Source organism: uncultured Aquimarina sp. (assembly GCF_947495315.1).
GTDB lineage: Bacteria > Bacteroidota > Bacteroidia > Flavobacteriales > Flavobacteriaceae > Aquimarina.
In genome coordinates, this window is the sequence record NZ_CANLYD010000015.1 from 73,913 (window position 1) to 94,064 (window position 20,152).

14 protein-coding genes are annotated in these 20,152 nt (G+C 33.6%); 4 read left to right on the plus strand and 10 right to left on the minus strand.

Annotation, left to right across the window (positions count from 1 at the left end; translation table 11 throughout):
• Nucleotides 1-294: 294 nt before the first annotated feature.
• A complete protein-coding gene (locus tag Q0910_RS21930) occupies nucleotides 295-513 on the plus strand; it encodes a hypothetical protein (RefSeq protein ID WP_299221489.1) in 219 nt (72 codons plus the stop codon).
• A gap of 446 nt (nucleotides 514-959) precedes the next feature.
• Here the strand turns inward: Q0910_RS21930 and Q0910_RS21935 are convergent, their stop codons facing one another.
• The 3 genes from Q0910_RS21935 to Q0910_RS21945 form a co-directional block, all read right to left on the minus strand.
• Nucleotides 960-1,256 carry a hypothetical protein gene (locus Q0910_RS21935; protein WP_299221491.1) on the minus strand — a complete coding sequence of 99 codons (297 nt, stop codon included), beginning with the start codon at nucleotides 1,254-1,256 and terminating at the stop codon, nucleotides 960-962.
• Nucleotides 1,257-1,467: 211 nt separating this feature from the next.
• On the minus strand, nucleotides 1,468-2,181 hold the full coding sequence (locus Q0910_RS21940) for a DUF434 domain-containing protein (protein ID WP_299221494.1): 714 nt from the start codon (nucleotides 2,179-2,181) through the stop codon (nucleotides 1,468-1,470).
• A 29-nt stretch (nucleotides 2,182-2,210) separates the two neighbouring features.
• Nucleotides 2,211-2,723, minus strand: a complete 513-nt coding sequence (locus tag Q0910_RS21945) for a hypothetical protein (RefSeq protein ID WP_299221497.1) — start codon at nucleotides 2,721-2,723, stop codon at nucleotides 2,211-2,213.
• A gap of 281 nt (nucleotides 2,724-3,004) precedes the next feature.
• Between Q0910_RS21945 and Q0910_RS21950 the strand changes: the two genes are divergently transcribed.
• Nucleotides 3,005-3,406, plus strand: a complete 402-nt coding sequence (locus Q0910_RS21950; RefSeq protein WP_299221500.1) for a hypothetical protein — start codon at nucleotides 3,005-3,007, stop codon at nucleotides 3,404-3,406.
• A 70-nt stretch (nucleotides 3,407-3,476) separates the two neighbouring features.
• Here the strand turns inward: Q0910_RS21950 and Q0910_RS21955 are convergent, their stop codons facing one another.
• The 5 genes from Q0910_RS21955 to Q0910_RS21975 all read right to left on the minus strand — a co-directional run bounded on the left by Q0910_RS21955 (nucleotide 3,477) and on the right by Q0910_RS21975 (nucleotide 9,877).
• Nucleotides 3,477-4,436 (minus strand): OmpA family protein, encoded by a 960-nt coding sequence (locus tag Q0910_RS21955; protein WP_299221503.1) that lies wholly within the window; start codon nucleotides 4,434-4,436, stop codon nucleotides 3,477-3,479.
• Between the two features lie 147 nt (nucleotides 4,437-4,583).
• Nucleotides 4,584-5,348, minus strand: coding sequence for an exodeoxyribonuclease III (locus Q0910_RS21960; RefSeq protein WP_299221506.1), 765 nt, complete (start codon nucleotides 5,346-5,348; stop codon nucleotides 4,584-4,586).
• 190 nt (nucleotides 5,349-5,538) lie between these two features.
• Nucleotides 5,539-5,925, minus strand: a complete 387-nt coding sequence (locus Q0910_RS21965; protein WP_299221508.1) for an endonuclease domain-containing protein — start codon at nucleotides 5,923-5,925, stop codon at nucleotides 5,539-5,541.
• 36 nt (nucleotides 5,926-5,961) lie between these two features.
• Entirely contained in the window at nucleotides 5,962-9,231 is a 3,270-nt protein-coding gene (locus tag Q0910_RS21970) for a CHAT domain-containing protein (RefSeq protein ID WP_299221511.1), read from the minus strand.
• Between the two features lie 217 nt (nucleotides 9,232-9,448).
• Nucleotides 9,449-9,877, minus strand: coding sequence for a cytochrome c oxidase assembly factor Coa1 family protein (locus tag Q0910_RS21975; RefSeq protein ID WP_299221513.1), 429 nt, complete (start codon nucleotides 9,875-9,877; stop codon nucleotides 9,449-9,451).
• Between the two features lie 230 nt (nucleotides 9,878-10,107).
• Here Q0910_RS21975 and Q0910_RS21980 point away from each other — a divergent pair, with 230 nt between their 5' ends.
• Together Q0910_RS21980 and Q0910_RS21985 are read left to right on the plus strand one after the other, a co-directional pair.
• The gene (locus Q0910_RS21980; protein ID WP_299221515.1) at nucleotides 10,108-13,572 is read left to right on the plus strand and encodes a hypothetical protein; all 3,465 of its coding nucleotides are present in this window, start codon (nucleotides 10,108-10,110) and stop codon (nucleotides 13,570-13,572) included.
• 78 nt (nucleotides 13,573-13,650) lie between these two features.
• Nucleotides 13,651-13,989, plus strand: a complete 339-nt coding sequence (locus tag Q0910_RS21985) for a hypothetical protein (protein WP_299221518.1) — start codon at nucleotides 13,651-13,653, stop codon at nucleotides 13,987-13,989.
• On the opposite strand, the gene Q0910_RS21990 is transcribed toward Q0910_RS21985, so the two are convergent.
• Nucleotides 13,986-16,982, minus strand: coding sequence for a GEVED domain-containing protein (locus Q0910_RS21990; protein WP_299221521.1), 2,997 nt, complete (start codon nucleotides 16,980-16,982; stop codon nucleotides 13,986-13,988). The two genes, Q0910_RS21985 and Q0910_RS21990, sit on opposite strands and share 4 nt — an antisense overlap.
• 180 nt (nucleotides 16,983-17,162) lie before the next feature.
• Nucleotides 17,163-20,141: a GEVED domain-containing protein gene (locus Q0910_RS21995; RefSeq protein WP_299221525.1), complete on the minus strand. Its 2,979-nt coding sequence runs from the start codon at nucleotides 20,139-20,141 to the stop codon at nucleotides 17,163-17,165.
• Nucleotides 20,142-20,152 lie beyond the last annotated feature (11 nt).

Genomic DNA, 20,152 nt, shown 5'->3' on the forward strand with positions numbered 1-20,152 from the left:
ATGATGAACAAAATCTAAAAAAGTTTATACCAACCAAAAGGAGGTACGATTGTTACCTCACTGAAAAGGGTTTGTATTCCCCGAACCCTTTACTTTTTTAACCGGAAAAAGAGCTTCTTAACTAGGAGCTCTTTTTTTATAGTATTTTTTCTTTAAAAAACACTTAACCAAATATGCTTGGTTATGACTAAATTAATTATTTTGTATATTATTTTATACAAAAAATGATATTTGTATATATTTTTATATCTTTAGTTTGCTTTTAACTTTATAACTAACTCGTGAGACAAATCCATGCTAAACACATATTATAAAGACTTAACTAAAGAAAATAAGCTATTTGCCATACACAGAATAGCCTCTAAAACTGATTTTACTGAAGAAATCGTAAAAAAAGTGCTACAACGTTACAATCCCTTGATGGAAATACAAGAAAACAGAATCGTGATCAATCGGAACTCTTATCATAAACTAGTTCGAGAAATATATAAAGAAAATGTACTGTCTAAATAAAAAAACGGATGCAGTTACCCCATTACTACATCCGTTTCACAACTAACCAACCTAAAAATTAATTCCTCACTCATCCAACACTTATTATTCTTTAGATTCATATAAAAGTATTGTCTTTCTATGATTGATAAAAGCAAGAATGAGGGAAGCAAGGTTTCTATTGAGGGAAATAGTGGATTTCCTTATGCTGTAATATACATTGTGATGCAGAGATGATGTTTTATAGCCTTCTTATTTCAGAAAAAACAGGAAAATTATTACCCGTCTATGAGTAATATGCAAAAATTCTTTCCTTTGGTACAAGGTTAGGACGGGTACTCTAAGTAAAAATCTCAATCCTTACTCGAAAAAAGGAAGTGTAATGTGAACTAAACACACTATGAGGACACAACTTTTTTGATTGATCTATCATTTTATAAACAAAAAAAGCGCTTATCGCGCTACCATTATGACATTGGTAATATCTCTATCACTTTGCCATATACATTTTTGGTCCATCCATTGATGCGACCTCGGTTGTTACCGATTAGTAATCCTCGTTTTACATTTTTGCCTTTGACTAAATGTGTAAAACAGTTTCCTCTTACTTTACAAAAAACAATATCTCCTGCTTTGCAATCTTCCCAATTTATGGGTTCCAATACCACAGGTTGTTTTGATCGTAAGATAGGCAACATAGAATTACCTGGTTCTTTGGAGACAATTGTCTCACCATTCAATAGTTTTTGAATTTTCCAATTCATCTTCATAGTTTTAAAAATTTATATTTAATTCAAGAACTATGGAGTATGGTTTTACAAAGAACGTGTACGTGAGTACGTTGCAAAGATAGATGTTTCTTAACAATCTTACTTTAATAGGAGTTGGACAGGAGCATTTGTATTTCTAAAAATCTACTTTCGATAGCTTTGCTAAGCTTATCAATGTACAATTTTTCGATGAAAAATAACTCTGTTATCTAGCAGTTACAACAGAAGCTTTGGATATATTATTTTCTATAAGATACGCTCCTAAATTAAAGCTTTGTAGTGCTCTATCCAGTACCCAGGCATCAGAGCTTACTACTATATGATCAGAATCCGCTAAGACTTTATCTGGATTATTCTCTAAATATATGTTCCAAGGGAATTGATACTGTTCTGCCAATTCACGCAGCATCGTTTTTAATCTACCACTATTAGAGACTGGGGCATCAAAATACCAGTCTACAGCAATTGCGCCCAATTCATTTAAGGTATTACCTATTAACAATAGCGTTTCTTCTGTTTTTTGAACTCTTTTATACGTTCCATGTACACCAGAAACATCTCGATAATATCCATCCAATCCCTTAAAAACATACGCTCCAGATATAGCACTTTCCATAATAATGAGTAGATTAAACCCATCTATTGCAATAGTTTTATCTTTAAGATTATCAGGAGTTATACTTCTTTCTCCGCGTAGTAGTATTTTTTGTTCACTTGCACTTATTCCTTGAAGCGCTCTTTGTTGCCGGGCATTAAGTCTGTATCGATTGCCTACTAATTGTAATGATGATTTTTCTGCAAATCCTCTACTAAGTAAATAACACATATCTTTTGCCGCTTCCTTTAGCTTTTCTTGCATCTTCGGATCACCAAATAATCGATCGTCACTGGCTTCTTTTCCTCGGTTTCTGACAGGCATTTTTACTTAGAATATGGTTAATAGTTATACTATTCCTTATTCACTTTTTTGGTGATACCGCATTTTCTGCGAATGGTTCTTTCGGAGAGCGCTGCAGCATTTCTAGCTTGTTGCTCAGAACGACCGTCTTTAATTATCGCATCATACACTGTTTTACTTTCGATAAGACCTTGTATAACACAATTAAAACCTGGACTGTCTTTACCCTTATAAGGACTCTTTTTTTTGGGTTTTGTAATCAACTCCCTGAATAATCTATCTTTTAATACTTTATCTTGCTGAACCTCTACCACAAATTTATATAGTATTTCTTCTTCTTCTGAACTCATCTCATTCACTTTATCCAAGACATTGGAATACTCATCATTAGTAAAATCAAAATATTTATAGAAATCGAAATAATTGTTTTGATCCTCCTCCTCATCCTGTACCTCTTCTTCACTTTGCGTTTCTTCTTCGTTCTGGTACTCTTCTTCACTTTCCTGACTCACTCCTTTAATTACAGATAATAATACTATTACAAAAATGGATAACCTCTTCATTTGCTTTATAGTTTTAAATTAATTGGGTATTATAAACGTCTGGTAATGTCCTTTTGTTATCTGCGCTCTTTGTTTTTACGCTTTTTACTACATGCATAATTAAGGATTTTATTTTTGTTTACTAAATTCATGGCACACTTTTTGGAAACTTCAAATTAAATTGGTTATTTTAAACCGATTTTTTAAGATAACTTTAATACTAAATTTATATTTATTCCGTTTTGGAATACGTGAAATCAAATACGCAGTTTTGATACTAAATTTTAATACACCCAAATATTATGAAAAAATTATTTCTACTTTTACTTATGGTAGGCGCAGGATTAACTAGTCAGGCTCAAGAAGATTGGACTAAAATGACTGAAATTTTTGATCAGGTATATAGTCTTGCTACAGATCTGAATGTACAAACGGATAAAGTAACCGCTCAAGGAAGTGTAATCTCAATTGTTACGGGAAAAGGTACGGTATCTGTTGAAAGAAAACTAGATCCTAAAAAAGCTAAAGAATTGAAGCATTATCAATATAACTTATTAACTTCTGCTGGAAAAGTTGTCGTTTTAGATAAAATGAATGCGGAAAGAGTTATTGAAACTTTTCAATCAAAACTTTTGAAACTTAAAGAGGAGTTAAGAGTGAATCAAGATGCAGATGTAGAGGATATTCTTAAGAGTTTATTTTAACAAACATATATATCTTAAAGCATAAAAAAGCGGTCCAATGGACCGCTTTTTTTATACGCTATACTTACCATTATATATCATTCAATAATTTGGATATTTCATCTAACTTAGGGGTTAAAATTACTTCTATCCTTCTGTTCTTTGCTTTACCCGCTGATGTTTCATTAGATGCTACTGGAGAATGCTCTCCTCTTCCTGCAGCAGTTAAATTCTCCGCATCGATTTGTTGATTCTCTAATAATAGATTTACAATTGCTGTTGCTCTTTTGGTAGACAGATCCCAGTTTCCTTTTAACTGTCCATTTCCTGTATACGGCACATTATCGGTATGCCCTTCTATTAACACTGCAATATCAGGATTTTCTGCTAATACAGACGCTAGTTGCTTTACTGCTTGTCTTCCTTGTGTTCCTACTGCCCAACTACCGGAGTCAAATAATAATTTATTCTCCATAGAAATATATACCTTACCATTTCTTTCCTCTACGGTTAATCCTTTTCCTTCAAAATTTCGTAAAGCTTTAGAGATTGCAGTTTTTAGGGCTTGCATTTTAGCATCTTTGGCCGCAATCAGTCCTTCTAATTCATCTACACGTTTAGAACGAGCATCTAAATCTCTCTGTAGTTTTTCTAATCGATTTCGTTCTGCCGCCAGTGTTCTTTCTTTTTCTTCTAACTGAGACAACAATTCTCTATTTCTCTTATTATTCGCATTTAATGCAGCTGCACTATTTTTTCCTAATGCATCATATGAATTCTTCAGGTTTTCATAATTACTAGAAAGTGCATCATACTTGGATTGTAATGCATCTCTTTCTGTTCTGGTTTTTTCATACGCATCATTAAGCTGATCCATAGCCAACTTATCAGCTTCACTGGTCTTTTGTAAATCTCTAAATTTGTCTTCCAGCTTACGATTATCACGTTTTAATCGTGCATACTTACCTTCTAATTCTTTATGTACTTTAGAAGAAACGCAAGAGGTAGCAAATACTCCTATGAATACTATTATTGCAATTCTTTTTATCATATTTTTTGTTTTTTATGTCAGTCTGAGCTTGTCGAAGACTAATTAACTAGAATACACTTCGACAGGCTCAGTGTGACAATTTTACATATTTTTGTATTCTCATGCTTGTCACCCCAACCCTCTCCTACAGGAGAGGGAGCTATAGTTTTACATATTCAATTCTACCATGATTGGGCAATGATCACTATGTTTAGCATCTGATAAGATAACGGCTCTTTCTAATTTATCTTGTAGTGGCTGAGCAACCATTCCATAATCCAAACGCCAACCTTTATTATTTGCTCTAGAATTAGCTCTGTAACTCCACCAAGAATAATTATGTGGTTCTGAATTAAAATGCCTAAAAGAATCTATAAACCCACTATCAATAAAACTTCCAATCCATTCTCGTTCTACTGGTAAAAATCCTGATACATTTTTGTTACGCACAGGATCATGAATGTCAATGGCTTCATGACAGATATTATAATCTCCCAGAATTACTAAATTGGGATGAGATTTCTTTAGATCATTTATATATCCCTGAAAATCATCCATAAACTTCAGTTTATGTTCTACACGTTCTATATTAGAACCACTTGGCAGATAGAGACTCATAATAGAAACTCCATTAAAATCGACTCTTAGATTACGACCTTCGTGATCCATATAATCGATTCCGGTTCCATATTCTATATGATCAGGCTCTGTCTTCGATAAAACGGCAACACCACTATATCCTTTTTTCTGAGCACTATACCAATAGTTATATTTATATCCAGCTTCTGCAAAAACATCCAATTCCAGTTGTTCCTTATTGGCTTTGATTTCTTGTAAACAAATCACATCCGGATCTGCTTGTTGTAACCATTCTATAAATCCTTTTTTTAATGCTGCACGGATTCCGTTTACGTTGTATGATATTATTTTCACTTGATTTATTGTTTGAATCTTTAATTACTTTTCATTTTTATTTTAAATTTCCCTCTTGAGAGGGATAGCATTTCAGCTTGCGCCGAAGGCAAAAGCTAGAAATTCTTGGGTGTGTTGGGAAAAAACTCATTTACTAATTCTAAAAAAACACACCCCTAACCCCTCTCAAGAGGGGAACATATACTCTCTATTATACTTTTTTCTTTTCATAATTTTGAATATAATCTTCTATTGCCAGTAAGATATTGAACATGTCCTTGAATACTTGTTGATCAGTAAATCTTAAGATTTTAATTCCAAGTTTATTCATAATCTTTTCTTTAATTACATCTATGTTGTGTATATCAACTAATTGATGGGAATATCCGTCAATTTCTATTCCCAACATCAACTCATAAGAAAAGAAATCTAATATATAATTATCAATTGGTTTTTGCCGATGAAAATCATACCCATATAACTGCTTTCTTTTTAATTTTTGCCATAATAAAATTTCGGATTTAGTACTATTATTCCTTAACTGCCTTGCGTATTCTTTTAGCTTAGGATTATACAGAATGATTTTTCTTTTTTTCATTTAATATCTTCTAATACAACAACCATAGTCTTCCTTCTAAAGAGCAGAATTTCTTCTTCTATACCAAAACAAACTTAGTAAGATCAATCCTAAAATACCAAATCCTATTAACCAATATATATAATCATTGTTTTCAAACTGAATCGGAGTCCTATCTCCAACCAAATAAAATCCTCCCCAATAAAACGGCTGAGTTCTATTTAGGTTTGCGTTACTCAAGTATTGTAATTTTGCTTGTTGGAGTGCTTTGGCCTTACTCATTCCTTCTTTTAGATTGGTATAGAAATATTTCATCAACTCTGGAGTAGTTTGATCGGATACTTCCCAACTACTTAACAACAAACTTTTAGTTCCTGCATACTGAAAAGCGGTTCCCAGACTCATAATACCTTCTCCTTTAGCAATCTTACCTGTTCCTGTATTACACGCACTCAATACAGTAAGTTCTGCAGGGATATTTAATGCAAATAGCTCATGACTATAGAGTAAATTATCTTCTATACTATCCTTATTTTTGGTGAAAAAAAGTCTAGAATTCTCTGGTCGTTCGTTATCCACTTCACCGTGTAAAGCTAGATGCAAAATATTATATTGACTCGCGTTTTTCTTAAAGTTAGCTTCTACTGCTTCTGATCCATAAAAATACTGTCCATCAATAATATCGGCAATGGCTTTAATCTCTTTACGGGTTCCAGGTAAATCATCACCTGTACCTCTAAGCGTTGCCAAACTCATTGTTTTAGCATCTAAATTATTAGTGCTATCCGAAAACGAAAACGCTAAACATTCTTTTTGTTTTTTAGATACTTCTAAGGCATTGTTATCTTCAGAAAATAACAGCGTTGCCGAATTCGCATATGAAATCATATACTTCTTCAATAAATATGATAATTCTTTTGGATTGTTAGAAGTATCTTCTTTACTCAATAATAAATCAAAATTAAGATGCCATAAAGGACCATCTGGTACTATGACTAATTCTTCTCCTACAATCTCTTTTTCTATAGGCGCTATTAATTGCTGATAGAGTCGATATGACGAAGTCTTATAAGTTTTTGTGTTTTTATCTGTAATAGTAGTTCGTAACTTTTCTATTTGTTCTGTGAGTTTAGGAGTAACTAGTTCTTTTACGGCAATCTTATTTTTTGAAATCGTAAAAGCATAGGTAGTACTATCAGCTGTAAAAAACTCTAGCAAGGTAGTTTTATCATTTAGTTTTTCTTGAATATCAGTAACCGATATGACCTCATTTTTATACTTTAATTGATGATATTCTGGATAGTTTTTTTCTAAAACTTCGGTTAAAGAATCTTGTCTTCTGGAGATATCGAATAGTTTACTTTCATAGCTAGAAAGGTTTGCAGAATCTATTTCTTTTTTAGAAAATTCTTCTTCTACTTTCGATTGATAAAATGCTTTATCAATTCTTACATCTTTTTCTAAACCAACCAAGTGAGTCGATAATCCAGAAAAACCTTTTGCATTTGTATCATTTAATAGATCCTTTAATGTATTAGATTTGCTTTTTTCTGAATAGTAGAATGCTTTTTCTAAAGCTTTCTTATCCTTAATAATTTCCTGATTTAATAATAACAATGCTTCTGTTGCACTTAAATAAGACATTTTAGACGTTCCAGAAAAACTTAGTTTGTCTTCATATTTCGTATACCTTTCTCTAATGAAATCAATTAGAGTATCAATTTTTTCATACATCTCTATGCTTTCGTGCAATTTTGCCTTATCCTTAGTTAATTTGTATATATCAACTATTGTTTTAGTCTTATTTTTGAAAATATTATGTAAAACATTTAAGTCACGAAAATCATTAAAATTTACCTCTGCTTTTCCGGTAATATCAATATTATCTTTTGCGTTAGCTATTATTGCATACTCATAATACATCAACGCTTTGTTATACATTTTTTTACCATTATAACAATCCCCAATAAGTCTATAAGTCCTTGAAATTTTTGGGTTTTTCTCACCAAACGCATTCTTAAAGAGCAATAACGCTTTTTCATAATTCTCAATTGCGCTATCAAACTCTAATATTTGTTTACTCATTAACCCAACGTGTAAATATGAAGCAGCCGTTCTAGAGGATCCATTGCCCAAAACAGATAAATACATTTCAAGTCCTTTTTTATGATATCCTAATGCCTTATAATATTCATTTTTGCTCTGATAAACTTCTCCAATACTGTGATATATCCTTGCAATACTTACGTGCTCTGCTCCATATACTTGTTTACATATCGATAGCGCTTTATCAAAATATATGAGCGCATTATCATTCTCTTCTTTATGTTCTGACAAAACGCCCAAATTATAATACAAGTTTATAAATTCTGCATTATTAGGATTAAATTTTTGACCCTTAATATCTAAGGATTTCTTTAAATATTCCAAAGCCTTATCCATTTGTCCTTTCGAAAAATACACTCCTCCAATATTATTATATGTACTAGCAACATATGGATGATCTTTACCATATTTCTCAATGAAAATATTAAGAGCTTTATGAAAATAATTTAAAGACTTTTCATAATCCCCTCTTTTATTATAGGTAATAGCCATATTACCATAAAGGGGTGCCATTTTTAACGACTTTTCTCCCGCTATCTTAATTTGAATATCAATGGCTTTATTAAAGTAAGCAATTGCTTTTTTATATTCTCCCTGTAAATTATAACAATCTCCTAAACTATTATATGTCAACACAATACCAGTGGCATTTTGATCTTTAGCTCTGCTAAATATTTGTTCACTTTTTTTGAGAAATTCTATAGCTACTGCATAAGATGACTTTTTATTATAAACAGAACTAATTTTAATATAAGAATGAGCTATACTAAATTCGTCGTCTATTCTATTTTCCTTTTTAAGGGCAAGGGATTTTTCGTAAAAAATAAGCGCATTATCATAATCTGACAAAGAATAATAATATTCTCCAATATTATCATTAGCATAAGCCGCTTCATCTATCCTTTTATCAAAATTTCCATTACTTAATTCTAAAGCAATTTTTGCATTCACTAAAGATTCTTCAAGATTTCTTTGTCTCCATTGACTTTCTGAGATCCTATTATAACAACCTGCCACTCGCTCCCATACTTTTGCTTTCTTATAAACAGGCAAAGCTTTTTTAAAATACACAATGGAGCTATCTAGTTTCCTGTTAGTTAACAAAGAATCTCCCTTCCTAAAATATTGAGAAGCTAGAATAGTATCATTTGTTATTTTAGTTTGGGAAAAAGTAACACTGGTAAAAAATAAAAAGAGGACGATGGTTTTTAGTGGGTTCATTTGGTTACGTTTATTAGCTAGCTATTTTTGGGTATGTTTATAAAACAAAGATACTATAAACAAAAACACTACTCCTACTTCGACACGGCTCACCACTAGCTTCAAGAAGGGGATTTAATTTCTTATTTTTAAAACTTTTACAAATTCAGATAACTCTTTCTAAAATATCTTGTTTTCGATACATCTGCCTATGACGAGCACTCAAACTCACCCTATTTTATTTATTACCTAAAATCTCTATAATTTTCCTTGGTCTTTTGGTCCGAACTCTGATAGTTTGGTATTGCCAAATGTTATTCTTTTTATTGGCAACAATATCCATCTTCCCTTTTTGTTTTGATCCTTTGACTCCAACTGTTATGATTGCTTTACCTTCTTCTGCATAGCGCACTTCTCCTTCCAAAAGTTCAAAAATACTAATCGGTTGTACTTCTCCTAATAATTTGATCACTCGCTCATCATCTTGTACCATATCGAAAGCATTGTTATACACTGATGGATCCACAATCGCTTTGGTAAAATCTCCGATAGGTTTTCCTAAAACTGTCAGTATTGTTAAAATAAATCCAAATACTAGCACTAAAACTACCAAAACCCAACTTCGGTTTTTACGCCACCAACTTTTTTTATGTATGTAATCGGTCATAAGTTTTTGTTTAAATAATTACAAACTGATAAAACTTAATGCTACTTTTATCGTTATTGCTACTATAAAAACCTTTCCAATCAATAGTTGTTGCATAAATAGTCATTTATTCCGTAGTGCTGCGTCAGGGATAGCAGTGGAAATCCCGGAGTTTTGTCTTCCTGAGCTTGTCGAAGGATATACAATGCGAGGAATTGAAACGTATAGCCCGCTTGGACGCCCAAAGGTCTATGAATAAACATATCAGGGTTTGTGCGAAAAACTTTAGTTTTGTATCGATGCGCATTTTTACGGTTTTAGGTTTTTTATTATTTTTCAGTACTAGCACTTTACTTGGGCAAGATACTTCTGGAAACTTCAGAAGTAAAAAAGTACGTGTTACTGATACTATCCGTATTGACTCTGTGAGTATCAACTCTTTTGATTTTAAATTACTTTCTAAGCAAGGTGTTGCAATTGATAGTACATTATACAAAGTTAGTTTTGAAAATGCTTCGGTTATCTTATCACCGCAACTAAAGTCTCAAAACGATTCAATCACCATACAATACTATCGTTATCCTAATTTTTTGACTAAAAAATATTTCGAATTTGATCCATCGATTATAGTTGAACAAAACGGTGATCTGCAGAAATTGTATAGCCTGTCTGAAGCAAATAACAAAAAAGAGTTTACACCTTTTGATGGGCTTACTACCAACGGAAGTATCTCTAGGGGAGTAAGCGTAGGTAGTAATCAAAGTACAGTTTTAAATTCTGAATTGGACCTACAAATTTCTGGAAAAATAAGCGATAATATATCCCTACGGGCTTCTATACAAGATGCAAATGTGCCTGTACAACAAAGTGGATATTCTCAAAATCTTGACGAATTTGATCAGGTTTTTATTGAATTGTATAGCAAAAACTGGAATGTTAGAGCTGGTGATGTACAATTGCAAAACACCACAAGTTACTTTAACAGGTTTACCAAAAATGTACAAGGAATATCTATCAATGGAACTTTAGACCATCCCGAATCTAAGACAGGTCTATTTGCTTCAGGAGCTTTGGTAAGAGGAGTTTTTACTAGAAGCCAGTTTACCGGACAAGAAGGAAACCAAGGTCCTTATAAACTAACAGGTCCTAATGGAGAATTGTTTATTCTTATTGTATCGGGTAGTGAACGTGTATATGTAAATGGTTTACTTCTGGAAAGAGGAGAAAACAAGGATTATATTATCGATTACAATGCGGGAGAGGTACGTTTTAATCCAACCTTTCCAATTACTTCGGATATGAGGATATCAATAGAATACCAAACTACAGAACGTAATTACTCCAGAATCATCGTTTACGGTGGTGGTGAACATGCTAGTGAAAAACTAAAAATAGGTGCTTTTGTATACTCGGAGAATGATGCAAAAAACCAACCTTTACAACAAAACTTAAGTGATCCGCAAAAAGAAATTCTATCCAATGCCGGTGATGATATTACACAGATGATTTCTCCATCTGCCGTTCCTGATGTATTTAGCGAAAACAAAATTCTATACAGAAGGGATATTATTGATGGTCAGGAAGTTTTTGTGTTTTCTAATAATCCAGAAGATGAATTGTTTAACGTTCGATTCTCTTTGGTAGGTGATAATCAAGGTGATTACATCGTAGGAGATGTTACTACAATTAGTCGAATTTTTGAATATGTAGCTCCCGTCAATGGCATACCACAAGGTAATTTTGCTCCAGTAATTCAGTTGGTAGCTCCAACTAAGCTTCAGACAGCAGTAGTTCAGGGCTCCTATATTCCAAATGAAAAAACAACCATTGGATTCGAAATTTCGGGAAGTAAAAATGATTTAAATCTTTTTTCGGATCTGGATGACGATGATAATGATGGAGTGGCAGGAAGACTTCAGTTGAAACAACGTATTTTTTCGAGAGATAGTAGTTGGACAATGAATGCATTTGCTAATGGAGATTATATTCAGAAAGAATTTAAAAGCATCGAAAGAATCTACAACGTAGAATTTAATAGAGATTGGAACTTAAATAATCCTCTGGGGGATCAGCAGTTTTTTACATCAGGTCTGGAGTTACTTCATCCTAAAAAAGGATTTACTAGATATTCTTTTCAGCATCTTAATTTCTCAGAAAATTACAATGGTAATAGACATTTGTTAAACACAGAACTTAGATTGAATAAACTAGGTGTTTCTTTATATTCAAGTTTGTTAAATAGTAAAAATACTGACTTAGATTCAAGGTTTTTCAGAATGTATAGCATATTAACTTATAGCTTTCCAAAAAACTGGATTGGAGCTAAAATTGCAACTGAAGAAAATAAAGAGATTAATCTAAGTGACCAGACTTTTACCTTAAATACCCAAAGATTTAAATCTTATGAGATCTTCAGTGGGGTAGGTGATAGTACAAAAATTTATGCTGAAGTTGGATATAGGCATCGTATCAATGACAGTGTAAAGAATAATCTTTTGGATAAAGTAAGTACCTCTAATACCTATTTTTTAAAATCTAATTTACTAAATACTACCAACACGCAATTATCCTTGTTCGTGAACTACAGAACACTAAACAATGAAGATCAAAACCGTGACACCGAACAATCTTTAAATTCTAGATTGTTATATAATCAAAAATTCTTTGCTGGTAAAATCAACTGGAATACTGTTTTTGAAACCAATAGTGGAACCTTACCTCAGCAAGAATTTACTTATGTTCAAGTGGATCCCGGGCAAGGAACCTATACTTGGAATGATTATAATGATAATGGAGTTCAGGAATTAGAAGAGTTTGAAATTGCTCAATTTACAGATGAAGCTATTTATCTGAGGGTATTGCTCCCCAACCAACTTTTTGTAAAAACACATCAAAATCGACTAAGTCAAATAATTACCTTAAATCCTCTTTCCTGGTCCGGGTCAGAAAATAAAACAAAAAAACTTTTATCTCATTTTTATAATCAAACATCTTATATAGTAGATAGAAAAAACCTGCGAGATGATACTTCTTTTGACATTAATCCCTTTAGAAAAGATGATAATGAACTAGCGTTAAATCTAAGCTTTAGAAACACCCTATTCTTTAACCGTGGAAAACAACGCTACACTACTTCGTACACTTTTCTTTCTACTAAAAATACTAACTTACAAGTTACAGGTCTTCAGGAAAATATTATAAACAGCCATCAATTAACTTTTGCACATAAAATGGCAAAAACCTGGCTTTTCGACCTAAAAAATGAATTTGTAGAAACCGAAAGTGTTTCAGAAAACTTCAGTAACAGAAACTATCTCCTAGAAGGTTATAAAATTGAACCTAAGTTATCCTACTTACTTTCTCCACAAACACAGTTTAGCGTATTCTATCTCTTAAATGATCAGGAAAATATTGAGGGAGAAGAGGCACTAGCTCAACAAAAATTGGGAGTTTCTTTTGCCTATGCGAATAAGCAGCAAGTATCAATTACCGGTGAGTTTAATTATTTTAATAATGAATTTACAGGAAATGCTTTTTCTCCGGTTGGATATCAACTACTTAACGGTTTGCAACCGGGTGACAACTATACCTGGTCCGTTTTAGCACAAAAAAAATTGACCAAATATTTGGATCTTAACATTTCATATTTAGGTCGAAAAAGCGAAACCGCTAATACAATTCATACGGGGAGTATACAACTTAGAGCATATTTTTAGCAATGACCTTAAGACTTATTCTTATCTTTATAAAACAAATTAAATACTATGAGAGGGCTTCTAAAAATTTCTTGCTTAATGGCTATTATTTGCTTCTACAGCTGCAATACAACTAAAAGAACAGATGGAAAAGCAGTTAACGATGATAAAAACAATTCTCAAACCATAAATTCGGAAAAAATGCTAGAAAAAGGGTTTATTAAAGGAACACTTTCTACTAATAAATCAAAAGGCTGTCCATATATTCTGACTGTAGAAAAATATGCTGATAAGCTAGACCCTATAAATATTCAGGATTTCTTTAAAAACGATATGCCAGAAAAGGTATGGGTAAAATATAGCGATCTAAGAATGAATAGTAGATGCAATGATGCAAGACCTGTCTCTATTCAGGAAATAAGTACACGTACTGATTAGTTTACAGAAAATTTAGCTGATTTCCCTGTCTTACTTCCACCAAGACGAACAAAATAGATTCCGGTACTTACATAAGACATATCTAGTAGATATGTAAACCTACTATTAGCATCTTTTTCTACAAAATTGGAAACTATTGTTTTTCCGGTGATTGTAAATACGCTTAATCTGAGGACATTGTTTGCATTCGCATCGCTCATAGTAATCAAAAACTGATTATTCGGCTGACTAATTACTATAAGGTCCGAATTGGGATTCGTGTTCTCTCCTATTTCTACAGTATAATCATGTGTAGTGCCAAACTGCATAGAACCACAAGGATCATTAAGATCTGCCCCATTATTGGTATTGGTATCACCAGCTCTAATTCTTAATAAGTGTCTTCCCAAAGTAGCTTCATTACCCAATGAAAAAAGAAAAGTTTGATTAACATTTTCTTCTGCAATTACTTGGTTACTGATAATCAATTCTTCATCTTCAAAAATAGTATCATCATCATAATCTATCCATAACGATAATTGTTCCGAATCACCTTGCGCAAAGCCTACCTGAACTGTTAATGTATACACTCCTATGGATCTATCTAGATTAATTACCATATTAGTGAAATCATCATAGCCATTTCCACATTCGATATTTCGGTTTGAGACATTGGATAATTCAAAAGATGACAATCCATCTCCAAACCTTAAGCAATCAGATGTGGGTGAACATAATCGATGCTCAATTACTCTATCTATTGCATCATTATTAATATCTTCGTCTGTTGTCAAGGAGGTTCCTACACGAAACGCATAGTTGCCAAATTCTGATAAATCAACAGTTGTCGTAAATGTATATTGGGCAGTTTCTCCAACATCGATAGTTCCTGTAAATATTTCATTCACTGCTGCTCCGCCATCAAGTGTATAAAAAACCGGAATATTGGATTGTGGAGAACCTCCATAATTTCTGATAGTTATCGTAATAGCTTCCGTAGACGAAAGACCTCCTCCAGATACAGGAGATACTAAACTAATGGCTCCCACATCATTTGGTAATAAATTGGAAACCTCTTTAGTTATACAATCATTTTCGGGCATAACATCACCAACTTGGTTTGTTTCTGCTACAATGAAAGAGGTACTACTACCTGTTAAATTTGCAGTTGTATTAAAAGTAAATGACGCCGTTTGGCCTGCTCCGATAGATCCTGTAAAAATTTCATCAACGGCTGTTCCTCCATTAATAGAATAACTTATCGGAATATTACTTTGTGTTGTAGTTCCAAAATTCTTAATCGTTACAGTAATCACTTCGGAAGTAGTAAAAGTAGCATCATCAGGAGCATCAATACTGATAACACCTACATCATTTGCCACGTTTTCTGCAATTTTGAATACTCCAACAATATTTCTAGCATTGTTTCCTGAACTCTCAAAGTACTCCGCAATATGCCAAAATGTTTGATCATCAATTGGATCTACCGTAATCTGAGCATAATCGCCATAACGGTTTCTTGTAGTTCTACTTACATCAGTACCTACAGCTATCGTTTGTTCTGCAAATGTCATAGTTCCTAAAGGATCATCAGCTAACCGCCCAGTATATCTAATAGAACCAAAACTATCAGTACTTGCAGCATCAGCTACTGTACCCATAGTCGTATAACCCATTCCGATATTTCCAAAAATATCCATAATCATACTCGCACACCAAGCACTTTTACCATCAGGAGAGGTGTAAGTCCCTTCCTGAAATACTGACCAAGGTTGATCATCGCCATTCTGACGGAGTTCATACCATCTAATTCCAGATACATTATCAGAATCTAGTCTATTGTCAATATCTACCGGAAAATTTAATACCACAGAATTATAACTACAAAATCTTCTATAATTAGTAGCAAACATTACAGTACCCTGTAGCACATCGATATCTTGACCATCTATACCAGGTTGTGGAAGATTAGCAAATGAACCTCCATTAAATGTAGAATCAAAAGGAGTTATATTTCCATTGCTAACATTTAGTTCTTCTGCTTCAGTAATCGTAGATTGTTCAGGATTAATCCAATCTACATTAATTGTCCATAATTTTAATGCATCTTCATTTACTCCTTCCCATTCATCGTCCTGAAAATAAATGATCTTTGCATTTCCTTCTGGAGGAAGAGAACTTCCTATTGCATTAAAAGAAGCTGGGCTATAAAACCCTCCTATTCTGGCTCCAGGCAATGGAAAACCAATCATTTGAGCTGTATCAACACCAGCTAGCATTTGTTCTCTATCGATAACATATACCACCTCACTTGTCATTTGTTGCCCCTGATCTTTATTGGCTGTCACATAATATCCATCTGACCAAATTGAAAATTTAGTATAATCTGGAAAGCTCCCGGTATTAAAACGATAGGTATACCAACCATCATTAACAGGATCTGATCCTCTGCAGACTGCCACTAAAAAACCATTAGGAGTCTCACTAAACTGTGTTATTACAAATCGATCAACAAAATTGTCATAAAACACTATTGGATCTCCCAAAGATTCTCCTGGAAAAATATTGGTCAAAGAAGTAGAGGGCACTAAAACATTTCCGTTTCTATCGTATATTGCAAACGCAGAATTTTTAGCAGTTATGTAATGATTAGGTCCTATTGCTCCTGTAGGATCAGTTGGAGAAACGGAACTGGAATTAGCCTCAAAAACTAATGAAGGAGCTCTATTAGCTCTAGTGTTACTAGCATTCTTCTGCCTCAGTAATAAAGCATCTTGCCCTTTTGGTAATCCTTTACCCGGTACAATTTTATTAGCATCAGTTCTCTTAGGATTCACTTCTCCTTCTCTAGATTCTTCAGGAATCAATTTCTTACCAATCAATGGCTCTACCTTTTTCATATAACTGGAAGTAGTAACCAAAGTAGCAGTCATGACAGATTTCTTTTTTTGTTGAGAAAAACCTGTCAAAGAGACTAGTAAAAAAGAAAGGAAAGCTATCCTTTTCAATGACATAAGAGAATTTTTAAGATGAGAATTATCTTGATTTTTGGTCTAAAATACAATTAAACTTCAAAATATGGTAAAAACTAAATACTTAATCTATACTTGCTTTAGAAAAAGAAAGAGATTTCTTACAAGTGAAACCTCCTTCTTTTCTAAAACACATTATGACATTTGCTAGACTAGACTGTTTTATCTAACAATTATTTTCTCAGTTATCCTGCTAGCATTGTCTCCCATACTTATTATATAGATTCCAGAAGCCGCATATGACATATCTAAATCGTATTCATATACACCTTGTTGGTTTTTAGTTATATAATTGGATACCAATATTTGCCCAGATAATGTAAATACATTAAAAGTCAATCGCCCTTCGAATTCTGTTTTCAGCTGTACGTTATACTGATCTTCTGGTGAACTTATTACAATCATTTCTCCATTAGTATCTGCAAAATCAGGAACCGACAAAGGTACTCCAACACTTACTGTATAGTCGTGTGTAGATCCGTATTGCATAGAATTACACGGGTCATTAAGATCTCCTCCAAAACTAGTATCTCCTACACGAGCTCTCATTAAATGGTCTCCTAATGGAGCATCTGCCGGAATAGTAATTGGAAAATCAGTCGCCGTATTTGCCGCCGTTATCACCCCATCAGTTACTAGTTGCTCTGAAAGATCAAAAGTATTACTATCGTCAAAATCAATCCAAAGCGAGAATTTTTCTACATCTCCACTTGCAAAACCACTTTGCACAGTAACGTTGTACTCTGTTGCTATTTCTAATGAAGCAGAAAGGTTCGTAAAATCTTCATAACCTGTATTACAAACTATTCCTGTATTTAACAAGTCGGAAAGTACAAAAGATACTATATTATCTCCAAAAGTACAATCAGAAGTAGGAGCACATATATCTTTAACTACTTCTACCGTAAGAGAATCATTTGATGTATCTGCATCTCCAGCTTGAGAAACGGTCAACACAAAAGTATACGTTCCAAATACAGAAAGATCTGCTGTTTGACCAAAAGTGTAATCCACGCTTTCTCCTATGGCTAAAGGACCCGCAATAACCCCATTAACCGAAGCTCCTCCATTAATAGTATAAGAAACAGGAATATCTGATTGAGTTTCTGCTCCTCCATTTCTTACAGTAATCGTTACGTTAGCAGTTGCAGAAAGCTCATCATTGGATTCTGGCGAAACTAACGCTGTCACTGATAGATCTATAGCATCTATTTTCTGTACTAATTTAGAATTACAGTCATTTTGTGGATTTTCATCACCCGCTAAGTTAGTTCTTGCAGAAACATCAAAAGAAGACGCTCCTGTTAAATCCGCTGTAGTGCTAAAACTGAAAGACGTTGTATCTCCTCCTGGAATTGATCCAGTAAATACTTCGTTTATAGCTGCTGCTCCGTCAATTTGATAACTTACAGGAAAATTAGATTGTGTTGCAGTTCCTAAGTTTTGTATAGTAACTGTAATCGTCTCAGCATTCGTTAAAACAGCATCAGATGGCGAATCAATAGAAACAATTCTAACGTCATTAACTGGATTTGTTGCAATTTTAAATACTCCAACTACATTTCTGGCATTATTACCCGAATTCTCAAAATACTCACCAATATGCCAAAAAGACTGATCATCTACCGGATCAACAGTTAATTGTGCATAATCTCCGTATCTAAAATTTACATCATCGGCAGTTCCTTCTGCGATAGTTTGTTCTGCGACAGTCATAGTTCCTAAAGGATCTCCGGCAAGTCTACCTGTATATCTTATAGAAGCAAAACTATCGGCTGTTGCATTATTAGCCGTAGTTCCCATAGTTGTATATCCCATACCTATATTACCAAAGGCGTCCATAGCCATACTAGCACACCAGGCACTTTTACCATCAGGTGATTCATAAGTTCCTTCTTGATATACCGTCCATGGTTGACCATCACCAGCCTGTCGTAATTCATACCATCTCACAGCTGCAATATTATCTGAATTTGTACGGTCATCTATATCTACCGCAAAATTCATTACCACAGAATTGTAGTCACAAAATCTTCTATAACTAGTCATATACATCATAGTCGACTGAATTACATCAATATTTTGTCCTCCTCCAGGTTGTGGAAGATTTTGAAAACTTCCTCCATCAAAAACCGAATCGAAATCAGTTATAGTGTTACTATCTGCAGTAAATTCTTCCGCTTCTGCTATAGTCGAAGAACCTGGATTCTCCCAATCTACATTAACAGTCCATAATTTCAATGCGTCATCTGATACACCTTGCCAGGAATCATCTTGCATAAAAACGATTTTCATATCTCCCGGTGGTGGAAGTTCGGGTCCTGTAGCATGAAAACCTCCAGGGCTGTAAAACCCATTATCCTCAACTCCCGGAAGAGAAAACCCTACCATTTGCGCATTAGGATCTCCTTGTAATAATTTTTCTCTTTCCAGAGCAAAAACCACTTCGTTAGAAGCCTGAGCTCCTTGATCCTTATTAGCTGTTACATAGTAACCATCCGACCAAATAGAAAACTTAGTATAATCTGGAAAAGTACCTGTATTAAAACGATACGTATACCATCCATCATTTACTGGGTCTGGCCCTTTACAAACCGCAACTAAAAATCCATTTGGAGTATCGCTAAATTGTGTAATTACAAATCGATCTTCATAATTATCATAAAATATTATAGGATCCCCTAAAGACTCTCCAGGCCATATATTTGCTAAAGAATTAGAAGCAACCAAGACATTACCACTTCTATCGTGAATGGCAAAAGAAGAATTTTTTGCGCTTATATAATGATTTGGTCCTACTGCTCCTGTTGGATCTGTAGGTGAAGAAGATGAGGAATTTACCTCAAAAACTAATGATGGCGCTCTACCTGCATGGGTTGCTGCAGTATTTCTCTGTATTTCTCTTAACGGGTCAACTCCTTTAGATCCCTTTCCTGGAATAACTTTACTTCCATTGGTACGTCTTGGATTAATTTCACCGCTTCTAGGTTTAGCAGGTATTAGTGTCCTGCCTGATAAGGGAGGGGTTTCTCCAAGATAGATAGCTTTTACTACTGATGAAGCTTTATTTACTTCTTTTTCTTGCGCATTCCCCATAATAATCGCAAAAAAGAGAAACAATAAGAATAATTGTGATCTCATAGTTTTATTTT

Coding starts and splice junctions, on each gene's coding strand:
- Q0910_RS21955 (WP_299221503.1), bottom strand. CDS start 4,436: ATGATAAAAAGAATTGCAATAATAGTATTCATAGGAGTATTTGCTACC.
- Q0910_RS21945 (WP_299221497.1), bottom strand. CDS start 2,723: ATGAAGAGGTTATCCATTTTTGTAATAGTATTATTATCTGTAATTAAA.
- Q0910_RS21975 (WP_299221513.1), bottom strand. CDS start 9,877: ATGACCGATTACATACATAAAAAAAGTTGGTGGCGTAAAAACCGAAGT.
- Q0910_RS21935 (WP_299221491.1), bottom strand. CDS start 1,256: ATGAATTGGAAAATTCAAAAACTATTGAATGGTGAGACAATTGTCTCC.
- Q0910_RS21930 (WP_299221489.1), top strand. CDS start 295: ATGCTAAACACATATTATAAAGACTTAACTAAAGAAAATAAGCTATTT.
- Q0910_RS21940 (WP_299221494.1), bottom strand. CDS start 2,181: ATGCCTGTCAGAAACCGAGGAAAAGAAGCCAGTGACGATCGATTATTT.
- Q0910_RS21970 (WP_299221511.1), bottom strand. CDS start 9,231: ATGAACCCACTAAAAACCATCGTCCTCTTTTTATTTTTTACCAGTGTT.
- Q0910_RS21980 (WP_299221515.1), top strand. CDS start 10,108: ATGAATAAACATATCAGGGTTTGTGCGAAAAACTTTAGTTTTGTATCG.
- Q0910_RS21965 (WP_299221508.1), bottom strand. CDS start 5,925: ATGAAAAAAAGAAAAATCATTCTGTATAATCCTAAGCTAAAAGAATAC.
- Q0910_RS21995 (WP_299221525.1), bottom strand. CDS start 20,141: ATGAGATCACAATTATTCTTATTGTTTCTCTTTTTTGCGATTATTATG.
- Q0910_RS21985 (WP_299221518.1), top strand. CDS start 13,651: ATGGCTATTATTTGCTTCTACAGCTGCAATACAACTAAAAGAACAGAT.
- Q0910_RS21990 (WP_299221521.1), bottom strand. CDS start 16,982: ATGTCATTGAAAAGGATAGCTTTCCTTTCTTTTTTACTAGTCTCTTTG.
- Q0910_RS21950 (WP_299221500.1), top strand. CDS start 3,005: ATGAAAAAATTATTTCTACTTTTACTTATGGTAGGCGCAGGATTAACT.